Source organism: Bradyrhizobium sp. Bra78 (assembly GCF_024519855.1).
Taxonomy (GTDB): domain Bacteria; phylum Pseudomonadota; class Alphaproteobacteria; order Rhizobiales; family Xanthobacteraceae; genus Bradyrhizobium; species Bradyrhizobium japonicum_G.
In genome coordinates, this window is record NZ_JALJRE010000019.1 from 38,018 (window position 1) to 51,585 (window position 13,568).

Here is a 13,568-nt window from a genome sequence, read left to right on the forward strand (position 1 = left end):
CATGAACACGGATCACTGAGGCGTGACTTCGGCCCCTCCGGCTGCACCCGCCGAATACTTACCCAATTCTAAACACCGAAAGCGATGACTTCGTTTTTCAGTATTTGTAAGTAATCAACATGTTAATAAATCGTTAAGGACAAGATTACGGAGCATCAGCCGAATATCGGTCACCGGTAACAAGATATTTCATGACGACACGGAACGGATTTACTGCCCAATTCACGCCTCATTAGGAATCGAAACGCCATCCCGCTCACAAACTCATGGGGGCTCCACTTGCCACATATGTGGCAATACTAGCTTAGGGACCACTAAATGCTGTCTTTGAAGACGCTGGGCTCTGTGACCCGGCCGCGTACGGCGATCGCTTTCGTTGCCGCCACTCTCCTCGTCGGTGGAACTGCCACCGAAGCTTCCGCCAAATCCAGGCATCACCACCGGACCTCTCAGCATCATCACCGCCACCACGCCCAGAACGATGCCAACACGACCTCCGATTGGCGCAACGCCAACGCGTCGATGACGCCGTCGTCGGGTAGCGGCCACAGCTTCTCCGGAATGGCCTCCTATTACGGCAACGAGTCCGGCAGCCGGACTGCCTCGGGCCAGCGCTTCAACCAGAACGCCATGACCGCGGCGCATCGTTCGCTGCCGTTCGGCACCAAGCTGCGCGTCACCCATGGCGGCTCGAGCGTCATCGTCACCATCAACGACCGTGGCCCGTTCGTCCGCGGCCGTGTCCTCGACCTCTCCACGGGCGCTGCCCGTGCCATCGGCCTCACCGGGGCCGGCGTCGGCCGCGTCACCGCGGAAGTCGTCTCCTGACGGCGCGAGACGCGCCTCACCACACAAGCGCAGTTCCCGTCATCGTCCGCATGGACATGTGAGCGCGGGATCGGCGCGGGTGAAACAAGCCCGCCGTCTTGGGGGACGGCGGGCTTTTTGCTCGTCCGCCGTCATTGCATTGCGAGCAATGACGAGGGGAGCATTTTTATGATCTCTACAAAAAGCTCTGCGGATCGACGTCCACTTCGAGCTTCTGATTTCCCTTCGGCTTCGGGCACACGGCGAGCCAGTTGCGCAGGTAATCCGACAGATCGAAGCCGCGCGCCGATTTCACCAGGATGCGGAAGCGGTAGCGCCCCTTGATGACGGCGAGCGGGGCTTCCGCCGGGCCCAGCACCACCACGCGCTCGTCGCGCGGCGCCAGCGCGACGAGGCGGCGGCCAAAAGCTTCGGCGCTCGGCCGGTCGCCGGCGGAGATGATCAGGCTGGCGAGGCGTCCGAACGGCGGATAGAGCGTGCGTTCGCGCAAGTCGATCTCGCTGTCGTAGAAGGCCTCGCGGTCGCAGGCGATCAGCGCCTTCATCACGGGATGATCGGGCTGGTGGGTCTGCAGATAGCCGACGCCGCGGCCCTGCTCGCGGCCGGCGCGGCCGATCACCTGGTTGAGCAATTGCCAGGTGCGTTCGGAGGCGCGCGGATCGCCATTGGACAGGCCGAGATCCGCATCGACCACGCCGACCAGATTCAGCCGCGGGAAATTGTGGCCCTTGGCGACGAGCTGGGTGCCGATGATGATATCGACGCGGCCTTCCGCGATCTCGGCAAGCTCGCTGCGCATCGTCTCGATCGAGGTGATGAGATCGCTCGACAGCACCATGGTGCGCGCCTCCGGGAACAGCGCCGCCGCCTCTTCCTGCAAGCGCTCGACACCCGGCCCGACCGCGACCAGCGATTCCTCCGCCGAACAGTGCGGGCAGATATGCGGACGCGGCATCGAGAAGCCGCAATGGTGACAGACGAGGCGCTGGCGAAAGCGGTGATCGACCAGCCAGGCATCGCAGATGGTGCAGGCGAAGCGATGGCCGCAGGCGCGGCACAGCGTCAGCGGCGCATAGCCGCGGCGATTGAGGAACAACAGCGCCTGCTCGCGCCGTTCGATCGCGTTCTTGATCTCGGAAGCCAGCCGCGGCGAGATGAAGCGGCCGCGCGCCGGCGGCTCGCGGCGCAGATCAATCGCCTCGATATGCGGCATGTGCTGGCCGCCGAAACGCGACGGCAGCGCGATGCGCTGATAGCGGTTCTTGCGCGCATTGACCTCGGATTCGACCGACGGCGTCGCCGAGGCCAGCACGATCGGGACCTTTGCGACATGCGCGCGCACCACCGCCATGTCGCGGGCGTGGTAATGCACGCCCTCGTCCTGCTTGTAGGCCTGGTCGTGCTCTTCATCGACCACGATGAGGCCGAGATTGGCGTAGGGGAGAAACAGCGCCGAGCGCGCGCCGACCACGACCGGCGCGCTGCCCCCGGAGATCGCAGCCCAATTGCGCGCACGCGTGCGCGGCGTGAGCTCGGAATGCCATTCGATCGGCCGCACGCCGAAACGCTGCGCGAAGCGATCGAGGAACTGGCCGGTCAGCGCGATCTCCGGCATCAGGATCAGCGATTGTTTTCCGCGGCGGATCGCCTCGGCCACGGCTTCAAAGTAAACCTCGGTCTTGCCCGAGCCGGTGACGCCGTCGAGCAGCGCGACGTGGAAGGTACCGTTGGCCGCGAGCGCGCGCATCGTATCGGCAGCAGTGCGCTGGAGCGGCGAAAAATCCGGCCGGGCGAAATCCGGGTCGGGGGCCGGTGGCGGTGCCGGCGGCGGCATCGGCTCGACCGTCAGAGTGCCTTCGTCGACGAGGCCGTCGACCACGCCGGCCGAAACGCCCGCCTCCCTGGCGGCCTCGGACTTGCCGTGCAGCAGACGGTCCGACAGCACCTCGATCAGGCGCTGCCGCGCCGGCGTCAGCCGTTTTGGCGGATCGCCGGCCAGCCGGACGCCGGCGCGCACCCGCTCGGGGCCGAGATTCTCGCCCATCCGCAGGCACATCCGCAGCACCATGCCGCGCGGGCTCAGCGTGTAGTTGGCGACCCAGTCCACGACCGCGCGCAGCTCGGGCTTCAACGGCGGGATGTCGAGCTTTTCACTGACCTCCTTGAGGCGGTTGTGCAGGCGCGGATCGGGATTGGCGTTCTCGGCCCAGACCACGGCGAGCACCTCGCGCGGGCCGAGCGGCACGCCGACCAGATCACCCGCCTTCAGCTCCATCCCGCGCGGCACCTTGTAGGAATAGGTCTGGTCGAGCGCGACCGGCACCAGCACGTCGACCATGCGGGTCGCGTTTGCGGAAGCGGGGCTGCGCGGTGTGTGATCCATGGATGGAGAATCGGAACCCGGGGCTTCAAGGCTAGCGGCCTGAGGCCGCCTTAGCGAACGATAAACGAGTGTGATGCGATATACTGGGTGGAATCACCACGTCCAGAGCGCATGAGCAAAGCGGCCGCCCCACAGATCGAGCTCGCCAGCGCCGATCCTGACATCGCGCAACAGATGACGCGCTGGCTGTCGCATCTCGGCTCCGAGCGGCGGCTATCGCCGAAGACACTGGAGGCCTATGGCCGCGACCTGCGGCAGTGCCTGAATTTCCTCAGCAATCATTGGGGCGCGCGCGTGACGCTGAAGCGCTTCGCCGCGCTGGAAGCCACTGACATCCGCGCCTTCATGGCGATGCGCCGCGCCGACGACATCGCCGGCCGCTCGCTGATGCGCGCGCTGGCGGGCCTGCGCTCGTTCGGCCGCTTCCTCGAACGCGAGGGCAAGGGCAAGGTCGGCGCGCTCTCGGCGATCCGCGCGCCGAAGGTCGCGAAAAGCCTGCCAAAGCCGCTGCCGATGGCGTCGGCCAAGCGTCTTGCGGATGCCGACGAGCGCGCCGGCGAGGACCGCGAGACCTGGATTCTGGCGCGCGATGCAGCGGTGATGGCGCTGCTTTACGGCTCGGGCCTGCGCATTTCCGAGGCGCTGGGCTTGAAGCGCCGCGAGGTGCCGCGGCCCGGCGAAGGCGACGTGCTGATCGTGACCGGCAAAGGCAACAAGACCCGCATGGTGCCGGTGCTTCAGAACGTGCTCGCGCTCGTTCAGGAATATGTTTCGATGTGCCCGTATCCGCTGCCCGCCGAGGGGCCGATCTTCGTCGGCGCCCGCGGCGGCCCCTTGAGCCCGCGCATCATCCAGCTCGCGATGGAGCGGCTGCGCGGCGCGCTCGGCCTGCCCGACAGCGCGACACCGCACGCGCTGCGCCATTCCTTCGCCACGCATCTGCTGTCGCGCGGCGGCGATCTGCGCGCGATCCAGGAATTGCTCGGCCATTCCTCGCTCTCGACCACGCAGATCTACACCGGCATCGATTCGGAGCGCCTGCTCGAAGTCTATGCGAGCGCGCATCCGCGGCGGTGAGCGTGTCAGCGCGTTAGAACAAACCTCGGAGGCAAGCCAATCGGAGGAGCCTCAACAAAGACGTCATAAATCTCTCGGAGAAGCTGGTCTTTTGTCTCCTGCGCGTCTTGCTCGGTCCAGGTCAACGCATACACGCCCCGCAAGAAGCTAGGCATGCTCTTCGCATCGAAACTGCCTCGGAGTATCGGAAGAAATTTTTTGGGATTCGTCGACTGTGATTGCAACAACTCACCTTGAATGACGCGCATTTCCCATCCAACGCCGCCCAAGCGACCGTTCGCTCGAGCAGCATATTCATCGTTGCAAACGATCAAGACTCGATCGGCTTGATCAAGCTCGTTGCACATCCACTGAGGAGTATCCATGCCCGGACGGAGGTGCCAGACATCAAGTCTCGCATCGACTCCATTCTCGCGCAGAAAGGTTGCCAAATCTCGTACCCAAGTCTGATGCTCTTGAGATGTTTTCGTATAGCTTATGAATACGCGCAGTGGCTCGCGCGTGCGCTCTCTAGACTTCTCTGAAACACTGACGTCCGATCGCATCGTCTTTTCTTGCTGCGAGGAAAGCTTCTCAAAGACTTCTCGCTTATAGACGAAAATATTGATCACTTTCTTTTTGATTAGAGACTTTTCAAACCCGGTCATCAAGGCCGACAGCGATTCTGCAGGCGTCAGTCTTCCTGAGCCGGCCCCCAACAGAGGAATAGCAACATCGCGAATCTCCGGCTTCTCAGCTATAAAATCCGATACGGTCTCCGCAATTTTCGAGATAGCCTGTTGGCTCGACTCCATCGCTTGGACGGAAGTGGCGTAGCCCACGTAGGCAGCTATATTTGAAGCGCCATTGAACAACTCGAATTTGACATCACCAAGATTGGAATAGCCTGTAGGCCATTTGATATCAAATTGCTCAAGCTGACTTGCTATTGCGCCAGTTACAGTGCCACCGGTGGAGCAAGGTATCACGATCAAATCGGTTGGCTGCGCGAACATATCGCCCTGACGAAGCTGGATTGTCGACTTCATTTTGCAATCCTTGATTGAAATACATCAAGGAATTACATTTGGCTGAATGAGTCAATGGTTAGCTTTTTGCAGCCAGAAGGAGGTTCGCAGCACGGGCGAATCCAGCCTAGACTCGGAACGGCTGCTGAAGTTCTACGCCGGCGCGTATCCGCGCAGTCGAGCGCACGACGTAGTCCCGTCATAACTTGCTTGCCTCTTGCGCGGCGCCCGCGGTTCGGTCAATCGTGGGGATCCGACAGGAGGGATCTATGAGCGCACATGAAAGCATGGAGCACGCCGAACACGCCGAGCACGCGTCCGGCTCGAACAAGAAGATCGCGCTCCTGATCGCCGTTCTGGCGCTGTTCCTGGCGATCTCGGAGACGCTCGGCAAGGGCGCCCAGACCGAATCGATCAGCAAGAACGTCGAGGCCTCCAATCTCTGGGCGTTCTTCCAGGCCAAGAGCATCCGCCGCACGGTGGTGCAGACCGCGGCCGACCAGGGCAAGCTCATCCTCGGCGCGGCGAGCGACGAGGCCAACAAGGTGGCGGTGCAGAAGCAGATCGAGGACTGGCAGAAGACCGCGGCGCGCTACCGCTCCGAGCCCGAGACCGGCGAAGGCACCGAGCAACTCGCCGAGAAGGCCAAACATGCCGAGCACGAGCGCGATGAAGCCACCGCCAAGTACCATCACTTCGAACTGGCGTCGGCGGCCTTCCAGATCGGCATCGTGCTGGCGTCGGCGACGATCATCACCGGAATGCTGGCGCTCGCCTATGTCGCTGGCCTGCTGACGCTCGGCGGCGTCGCCATGACCGCGCTCGGCCTGTGGTTGCCACATCTGCTGCATTTGCATTGAGACGCTGAGGCACATGACACGCCCTTCGCCGGGCCGGCACCTGAGGATTTGGCGGAGACGCAGGTTCAGGAACCGCACTTACCGCGCTTCGTGCACGCTCTTGCGGAAGCGCTGGATCAGGCGGAGGGTCCGGGAGGACCAGCCCTCGCCGTTACCGGAGATCAGCTCGCGGATGCGCTGCTTGATCGGATCGACCAGTTCGGCGGCCTTGGCGCGGAGCTTCAGCACCAGATCATAGATCCGCTCGAACCAGTGCATCTCCAGCAGCTTGTCGCGCGTCACGTCGAAGACGAAGGCGGTGACGCCGACGCCGAGCAGCTTCGCGAACAGGATCGTGAAGATCGCGCTGGTCCAGTATTCATGCGTGAGCAGCCACAGGCCGACCAGCTTGAGCGGAAACAGCGGGATGATGGGGACCGCGAACACGATCAGCGTCATCGCCGGCGACAGCGCATCGACGCGATCCGACAGCCATTGCTTGAACCGGGCGAGCGGAATGATCGCAACGACCCGCGCCACGATCGGTTCGAGATGGTCCCACAGCCAGGCTTCGATCAGGAAGACGATCGCAAGCAGGACCCAGACCGGTTGAAGGAGGCGGCGCAGCATATGTTGTCCCGCCCGATTCGGCTCGGAGCGTCGCCTACATATGGATGGCCCGCTTGCCGACTGCAAGCGCCGCTTCCTTGACGGCCTCCGAACGCGTCGGGTGCGCGTGGCAGGTGCGGGCGAGATCCTCCGCACTTCCGCCGAATTCCATGAGAACGCAGGCTTCGTGGATCATTTCGCCGGCCTCGATGCCGATGATGTGCACGCCGAGCACGCGATCGGTCTTCGCATCTGCGAGAATTTTCACAAAGCCGTCGGTGGTCTGGTTGACCTTGGAGCGGCCGTTGGCGGTAAAGGGAAACTTCCCGACCGTATAGGCCACGCCCGCCTGCTTCAGCTCCTCCTCGGTCTTGCCGACGGAGGACACTTCCGGCGTGGTATACACGACGCCTGGGATAACGTCGTAGTTCACGTGGCCGGCCTGGCCGGCGATGATCTCCGCGACCGCGACGCCTTCATCCTCGGCCTTGTGCGCGAGCATCGGGCCCGCGACGACGTCGCCGATGGCATAGACGCCCTTGAGGCTGGTGGCGAAATGCGGATCGATCTGCACCCGGCCGCGATTGTCCAGCGCAACGCCGGCTTCCTTCAGGCCCAGCCCGTCGGTGTAGGGCACGCGGCCGATGCAGACGAGCACGACGTCGGCTTCCAGCGTCTCCGCGGCGCCGCCGGCGGCGGGCTCGATGGTCGCCTTCAGCGTCTTGCCCGAGGTGTCGACGGCGGTGACCTTGGCGCCGAGCTTGAATGCAAAACCCTGCTTCTCGAGGATGCGCTGGAATTGTTTTGCAATTTCGCCATCCATGCCTGGCAGGATACGGTCCAGGAATTCGACGACGACGACCTCGGCACCGAGCCGCTTCCACACCGAGCCGAGTTCGAGGCCGATCACGCCGGCGCCGACGATCAGGAGCTTGCCGGGGACCTTGTCCAGCGACAGCGCGCCGGTGGATGAGACGATGCGCTTCTCGTCGATCTCGATGCCCTTGAGGCGCGCGATGTCCGAGCCGGTGGCGATCACGATGCTCTTGGTTTCGATCACCTGCGACTTGCCGTCGGCGGAGACTTCCACCTTGCCGGTGCCGAGGATCTTGCCGGTGCCCTTGAGCACGTCGACCTTGTTCTTCTTCATCAGGAACTCGACGCCCTTGACGTTGCCGTCGATGCCCTGCTGCTTGAAGTTCATCATTGCCGGAAGCTCGAGTTTCGGCGCGGAGACGCTGACGCCCATCTTGGCGAAGGAGTGCCCGGCTTCCTCGAACATCTCGGACGCGTGCAGCAGCGCCTTGGACGGCATGCAGCCGACATTGAGGCAAGTGCCGCCGAGCGTTGCGTTCTTTTCCACCACGGCGACTTTCATGCCGAGCTGCGCTGCACGCACCGCGCAGACATAACCGCCCGGTCCGGTGCCGATGACGACGAGATCGTAGGTAGCCATGAGAGAAAGTCCCGTAGGTTTAGCGTGATGAGGATGTGTCAGCGTCCGCGCGGCGCGTCAGCGTCCGCCGGACACATCGAGAATGGCCGAGGTGACGTAGGAGGCATCGTCCGACATCAGCCAGACGATGGCATTGGCGACTTCATCGGCGGTACCGACGCGCTTCATCGGCACCATATGGGCCAGACGATGGTGCCGATCGGGCTCGCCGCCGGAGGCGTGGATTTCGGTGTCGATCAGGCCGGGGCGGATGCCCGCGACGCGAATACCCTCGTTGGCAACCTCGTAGCCGAGGCCGATGGTGAAGGAATCGATCGCGCCCTTGGAGGCGGCATAGTCGACATAGGTATTGGGCGCGCCGAGCTTGGCAGCAACCGATGACAGATTGACGATGACGCCGCCGTTGCCGCCGTGCCTGGTCGACATCCGCTTCACCGCCTCGCGCGCGCAGAGGATGGAGCCGGTGACGTTGACCGCCATGACGCGCTGGATGCGCTCGGCCGACATCTCGTCGACGCGCACGCCGCTGGTCCCGACAATACCGCCGTTGTTGACGAGCGCGCCGAGCGTGCCGAACTTGTCGGCTTGCTTGAACAGTTCGACGATGTCGCTTTCCTCGGCGACATCGCATTTCACCGCGATGGCCTTGCCGTTGCTGGCCTCGATCAGGCTGACCACCTCGTCGGCGGCGGTCTTGTTGCTGGCATAGCCGACCACGACACGGAAGCCGCGCGCGGCCGCAGCAATGGCAGTCGCGCGACCGATGCCGCGGCTGCCGCCGGTGATGACAACGACTTTATCCGTCAAGCTTGCCTCCATCTTTCGACAAACGCCGCCGCCCCTTCAGGCGACGGCGTCTTCAAGGCATCAGGGATCAGAGGTCCAGCACCAGCCGCGCCGGATCTTCCAGGCTCTCCTTGACGCGAACCAGGAAGGTGACGGCTTCCTTGCCGTCGATGACGCGGTGATCATAGGACAGCGCCAGATACATCATCGGGCGGACCTCGATCTTGCCGCCGACGACCATCGGCCGCTCCTGGATCTTGTGCATGCCGAGAATGCCGGACTGCGGCGCGTTGAGGATCGGGGTCGACATCAGCGAGCCGTAGATGCCGCCATTGGTGATGGTGAAGGTGCCGCCCTGCATCTCGTCGATCTTGAGCTGGCCGTCGCGGGCGCGGCGACCGAAATCGGCGATCCCCTTCTCGATGTCCGCGATCGACTTGTTGTCGCAGTCGCGCACGACAGGCACGACGAGACCCTTGTCGGTGCCGACGGCGACGCCGATGTGGTAATAGTTCTTGTAGATCAGATCGGTGCCGTCGATCTCTGCGTTGACGGCCGGGATGTCCTTCAGGCCCTGCACGACGGCCTTGGTGAAGAAGCCCATGAAGCCGAGCTTGCTGCCGTGCTTCTTCTCGAACGCGTCCTTGTAGTGCGCGCGCAGCGCCATGACGTTGGTCATGTCGACCTCGTTGAAGGTCGTGAGCATGGCGGCGGTGTTCTGCACGTCCTTGAGGCGGCGCGCGATGGTCTGGCGCAGCCGGGTCATCTTGACGCGCTCTTCGCGGGCGGCGTCATCGGCCGGCGAGGGCGCGCGGACCTGAACCGCTGCGGCGGGCTGGTTGACTGGGGTCGGCGCCGAGGCCGCGCGTTCGATCGCAGCTAACATGTCGCCCTTGGTGACGCGGCCGTCCTTGCCGGAGCCCGGAACGGTCGAGGCGTCGATGCCGGTCTCGGCCGAGAGTTTTCGCACGGAAGGGGCGAGCGGCGCATCGGCCGGCGGCGCCTTCGGCGCCGGCGCAGCAGCAGCAGCAGCAGCAGCGGCCGCCGGAGCAGCGGCAGCGGGCTTGGCCGGCGCAGCAGCCGGCTTGGCAGCGCCAGCGGCGCCTTCGGTGATCTGGCCGAGCAGCGCACCCACGGCGACCGTCGCGCCATCGGCAGCGATGATCTCGCTCAGCGTGCCGGCGGACGGCGCCGGGACTTCGATGGTGACCTTGTCGGTCTCGAGCTCCACCAAGGGCTCGTCGACGGCGACGGGATCGCCGGCCTTCTTGAACCAGCGGCCGATGGTGGCCTCGGTGACGGATTCGCCGAGCGTCGGCACACGAATTTCAGTCATGGTCTTTTCCTTAAGGAGATCGCCAATGCGGTCATAAGTGCGGATGTCATCGCCTGCGAAAAGCAAGCCATCCGGCAAGCCGCAACGTTCGCATTCACGACGACGTCACGACTTACCGGATGCCCCGCTCCGGTGCGCGATTGCGCACAAGGCGGGGCATGACGCAGTTCAAAAAGTTCAGCTCAGTGCTTCGTCCAGGAACGCCTTCAACTGCGCCTGATGCTTGGACATCAGACCGGTCGCGGTCGCGGCGGAGGCGGCGCGGCCGACATAACGCGGACGCCGGCTCGCACCGTTCACCTGGTTCAGCACCCATTCCAGATAGGGCTCGATGAAGTGCCAGGCCCCCATGTTGCGGGGCTCTTCCTGGCACCACACCACTTCGGCCTTCTTGAAGCGCGACAGCTCGGCCACCAGCGCCTTCAGCGGCACCGGATAGAGCTGCTCGACACGCATCAGGTAGATGTCGTCGATGCCGCGCTTCTCGCGCTCCTCGTAGAGGTCGTAATAGACCTTGCCGGAGCATAGCACGATGCGACGGATCTTCTCGTCCGGGACGAGCTTGACCGGCTCGCTCGGCAGCATCTGGGCGTCATCATAGAGGATGCGGTGGAAGGTCGTTCCCTTCGCGAGCTCCTCGAGACGCGACACCGCCCGCTTGTGACGGAGCAGCGATTTCGGCGTCATCAGGATCAGCGGCTTGCGGATCTCGCGATGAAGCTGACGGCGCAGCACGTGGAAGTAGTTCGCCGGCGTGGTCGGATAGACCACCTGCATGTTGTCTTCAGCGCACATCTGGAGATAACGCTCGAGCCGCGCCGAGGAGTGCTCCGGTCCCTGGCCCTCATAGCCGTGCGGGAGGAGGCAGACGAGACCGGACATGCGCAGCCATTTGCGCTCGCCCGAGGAGATGAACTGGTCGAACACGACCTGCGCGCCGTTGGCGAAGTCGCCGAACTGCGCCTCCCAGAGGGTCAGCGTGTTCGGCTCGGCGAGCGAGTAGCCGTATTCGAAGCCGAGCACGGCTTCTTCCGACAGCAGCGAGTTGATGACCTCGTAATGGCCCTGCTCGTGGCCGAGATGGTTGAACGGCGTGTAGCGGCTCTCATCTTCCTGGTCGATCAGGACCGAATGGCGCTGCGAGAAGGTGCCGCGCTCCGAATCCTGGCCCGACAGGCGGACGTGGTGGTTCTCGTTGAGTAGCGTGCAGAATGCCAATGCCTCGCCGGTCGCCCAGTCGATGCCGGTGCCGCCGTCGATCGCCTTGGCACGATTTTCCAGAAAGCGCTGGATGGTGCGATGGACGCGGAAACCGTCCGGCACCTTGGTGATCTTGCGGCCGATTTCCTTGAGCTCGGCGATGTCGACGCCGGTGACGCCGCGCCGCGCATCTTCTTCCTGGTCGGCGATCTTGAAGCCGGCCCATTTGCCGTCGAGCCAGTCGGCCTTGTTGGGCTTGTAGCCGGAGCCGGCTTCGAGCTCGGCATCGAGCCGCGCGCGCCAGTCCGCCTTGGCCTTCTCGACCTCGCCCTCGGTCAGCACGCCTTCGTTGATGAGGCGGCGGGCGTAGAGCTCGAGCGTCGACGGATGGGCCGCGATCTTCTTGTACATCACCGGCTGGGTGAAAGCCGGCTCGTCGCCCTCGTTATGACCGTGCCTGCGATAGCAGAACATGTCGATGACGACGGGCTTGTGGAATTTCTGCCGGAACTCGGTCGCGACCTTGGCCGCGAACACCACGGCTTCCGGATCGTCGCCGTTGACGTGGAAGATCGGCGCGTCGATCATCTTCGCCACATCCGACGGATAGGGCGAGGAGCGCGAGTAACGCGGATAGGTGGTGAAGCCGATCTGGTTGTTGACGATGAAGTGCACGGAGCCGCCGGTGCGGTAGCCCTTCAGGTCGGACAGACCGAAGCATTCCGCGACCACGCCCTGGCCTGCGAACGCGGCGTCGCCATGCATCAGCAGCGGCAGCACCGAGATGCGCATGTCCGGCGGATCGCCGTGCTGGTCCTGCTTGGCGCGGACCTTGCCGAGCACCACGGGATCGACGATCTCGAGATGCGAGGGATTGGCGGTCAGCGACAGATGGATGCGGTTGCCGTCGAACTCGCGGTCCGAGGACGCGCCGAGGTGATATTTGACGTCGCCGGAGCCTTCGACCGCATCGGGGTTGGCCGAACCGCCCTTGAATTCGTGGAACAGGGCGCGATGCGCCTTGCCCATCACCTGGGTCAGCACGTTGAGGCGGCCGCGATGCGGCATGCCAAGCACGACCTCCTTCACGCCGAGATTGCCGCCGCGCTTGATGATCTGCTCGAGCGCGGGGATCAGCGATTCGCCGCCGTCCAGACCGAAGCGCTTGGTGCCGGTGAACTTGGTGTCGCAGAATTTCTCGAAACCTTCGGCTTCGACCAGTTTCATCAGGATGGCTCTGCGGCCTTCCCGGGTGAACGAGATCTCCTTGTCCGGTCCCTCGATCCGCTCCTGGATCCACGCCTTCTGCGCGGCATTGGTGATGTGCATGAACTCGACGCCGAGCGTCTGGCAGTAGGTGCGCTCGCAGATCGCGGTGATCTCGCGCAGGCTGCCATATTCGAGGCCGAGCACGTGATCGAGGAAGATTTTGCGGTCGAAATCGGCTTCGCTGAAGCCGTAGGTGCGCGGGTCGAGCTCTTCGCGGTTACGCGGGGCTTCGATGCCGAGCGGATCGAGCTTGGCGTGGAAGTGGCCGCGCATCCGGTAGGAGCGGATCAGCATCAAGGCGCGGACGGAGTCGCGCGTGGCCTGCAGCAGGTCGGCGGAGGAGAGGCCGCCACCCTTGTCGCTCCCCTTGTCGCCACTCTTGGCCTGCGCCTTGGCGGCAATCTTGGCGCCGACCACCTTCTCGACCTCGGCCCAGTTGCCGTCGAGCGCGGAGGTCAGGTCGTCCTGCGGGGTCAGCGGCCAGTTGGCGCGCTCCCAGGACGGGCCTTCGGCATTCTTCCGGACGTCGCCGGGCTGGTCGTTCAGGCTCTTGAAGAACTCCTGCCACTCGGCGTCGACCGAGGACGGGTCCTTCTCGTAGCGGGCGTAGATTTCGTCGATGTAGGTGGCGTTGGTGCCCTGCAAAAAGGAGGAGAGGGCAAAGGCTGCGTTCGCGTCTTGGCGAGACATACTTGAGTTCCTGGCGATTTCGGTTCGCGCATAACAAACGGCGCTGGCGCCGAGCTTCCCGGCAGAGGCTCGACGCGACAGGCACCAT

General features: G+C 64.0%; 10 protein-coding genes. 3 read left to right on the forward strand and 7 right to left on the reverse strand.

Going from position 1 to position 13,568, the window contains the following annotated elements:
- Window positions 1-318 precede the first annotated feature (318 nt).
- Window positions 319-828, forward strand: coding sequence for a septal ring lytic transglycosylase RlpA family protein (locus tag OC450_RS31285; RefSeq protein WP_211383599.1), 510 nt, complete (start codon window positions 319-321; stop codon window positions 826-828).
- Window positions 829-1,003: 175 nt separating this feature from the next.
- Here OC450_RS31285 and OC450_RS31290 read toward each other — a convergent pair whose 3' ends face one another.
- A complete protein-coding gene (locus tag OC450_RS31290) occupies window positions 1,004-3,211 on the reverse strand; it encodes a primosomal protein N' (RefSeq protein WP_262049284.1) in 2,208 nt (735 codons plus the stop codon).
- A gap of 111 nt (window positions 3,212-3,322) precedes the next feature.
- Between OC450_RS31290 and OC450_RS31295 the strand changes: the two genes are divergently transcribed.
- Window positions 3,323-4,288 (forward strand): tyrosine recombinase XerC, encoded by a 966-nt coding sequence (locus OC450_RS31295; protein WP_262049285.1) that lies wholly within the window; start codon window positions 3,323-3,325, stop codon window positions 4,286-4,288.
- Window positions 4,289-4,293: 5 nt separating this feature from the next.
- On the opposite strand, the gene OC450_RS31300 is transcribed toward OC450_RS31295, so the two are convergent.
- Entirely contained in the window at window positions 4,294-5,316 is a 1,023-nt protein-coding gene (locus tag OC450_RS31300; protein WP_256808683.1) for a TIR domain-containing protein, read from the reverse strand.
- Between the two features lie 248 nt (window positions 5,317-5,564).
- On the opposite strand from OC450_RS31300, the gene OC450_RS31305 reads away from it, so the two are divergent.
- Window positions 5,565-6,155: a DUF4337 domain-containing protein gene (locus OC450_RS31305; protein WP_211383602.1), complete on the forward strand. Its 591-nt coding sequence runs from the start codon at window positions 5,565-5,567 to the stop codon at window positions 6,153-6,155.
- 78 nt (window positions 6,156-6,233) lie between these two features.
- On the opposite strand, the gene OC450_RS31310 is transcribed toward OC450_RS31305, so the two are convergent.
- The 5 genes from OC450_RS31310 to OC450_RS31330 form a co-directional block, all read right to left on the reverse strand.
- Window positions 6,234-6,764, reverse strand: a complete 531-nt coding sequence (locus OC450_RS31310) for a hypothetical protein (protein ID WP_211383603.1) — start codon at window positions 6,762-6,764, stop codon at window positions 6,234-6,236.
- 34 nt (window positions 6,765-6,798) lie between these two features.
- Entirely contained in the window at window positions 6,799-8,199 is a 1,401-nt protein-coding gene (lpdA, locus tag OC450_RS31315) for a dihydrolipoyl dehydrogenase (protein ID WP_211383604.1), read from the reverse strand.
- A 57-nt stretch (window positions 8,200-8,256) separates the two neighbouring features.
- Window positions 8,257-9,018, reverse strand: a complete 762-nt coding sequence (locus tag OC450_RS31320) for an SDR family oxidoreductase (protein ID WP_211383605.1) — start codon at window positions 9,016-9,018, stop codon at window positions 8,257-8,259.
- A gap of 55 nt (window positions 9,019-9,073) precedes the next feature.
- The gene (gene odhB / locus OC450_RS31325) at window positions 9,074-10,321 is read right to left on the reverse strand and encodes a 2-oxoglutarate dehydrogenase complex dihydrolipoyllysine-residue succinyltransferase (protein WP_262049286.1); all 1,248 of its coding nucleotides are present in this window, start codon (window positions 10,319-10,321) and stop codon (window positions 9,074-9,076) included.
- A gap of 177 nt (window positions 10,322-10,498) precedes the next feature.
- Entirely contained in the window at window positions 10,499-13,480 is a 2,982-nt protein-coding gene (locus tag OC450_RS31330; RefSeq protein ID WP_262049287.1) for a 2-oxoglutarate dehydrogenase E1 component, read from the reverse strand.
- Window positions 13,481-13,568: the final 88 nt, after the last annotated feature.

What these genes read in the sequence shown, in the direction of transcription:
- odhB (WP_262049286.1), bottom strand. Translation starts at nt 10,321, where the DNA reads ATGACTGAAATTCGTGTGCCGACGCTCGGCGAATCCGTCACCGAGGCC.
- OC450_RS31285 (WP_211383599.1), top strand. Translation starts at nt 319, where the DNA reads ATGCTGTCTTTGAAGACGCTGGGCTCTGTGACCCGGCCGCGTACGGCG.
- lpdA (WP_211383604.1), bottom strand. Translation starts at nt 8,199, where the DNA reads ATGGCTACCTACGATCTCGTCGTCATCGGCACCGGACCGGGCGGTTAT.
- OC450_RS31305 (WP_211383602.1), top strand. Translation starts at nt 5,565, where the DNA reads ATGAGCGCACATGAAAGCATGGAGCACGCCGAACACGCCGAGCACGCG.
- OC450_RS31310 (WP_211383603.1), bottom strand. Translation starts at nt 6,764, where the DNA reads ATGCTGCGCCGCCTCCTTCAACCGGTCTGGGTCCTGCTTGCGATCGTC.
- OC450_RS31330 (WP_262049287.1), bottom strand. Translation starts at nt 13,480, where the DNA reads ATGTCTCGCCAAGACGCGAACGCAGCCTTTGCCCTCTCCTCCTTTTTG.
- OC450_RS31295 (WP_262049285.1), top strand. Translation starts at nt 3,323, where the DNA reads ATGAGCAAAGCGGCCGCCCCACAGATCGAGCTCGCCAGCGCCGATCCT.
- OC450_RS31290 (WP_262049284.1), bottom strand. Translation starts at nt 3,211, where the DNA reads ATGGATCACACACCGCGCAGCCCCGCTTCCGCAAACGCGACCCGCATG.
- OC450_RS31300 (WP_256808683.1), bottom strand. Translation starts at nt 5,316, where the DNA reads ATGAAGTCGACAATCCAGCTTCGTCAGGGCGATATGTTCGCGCAGCCA.
- OC450_RS31320 (WP_211383605.1), bottom strand. Translation starts at nt 9,018, where the DNA reads ATGGAGGCAAGCTTGACGGATAAAGTCGTTGTCATCACCGGCGGCAGC.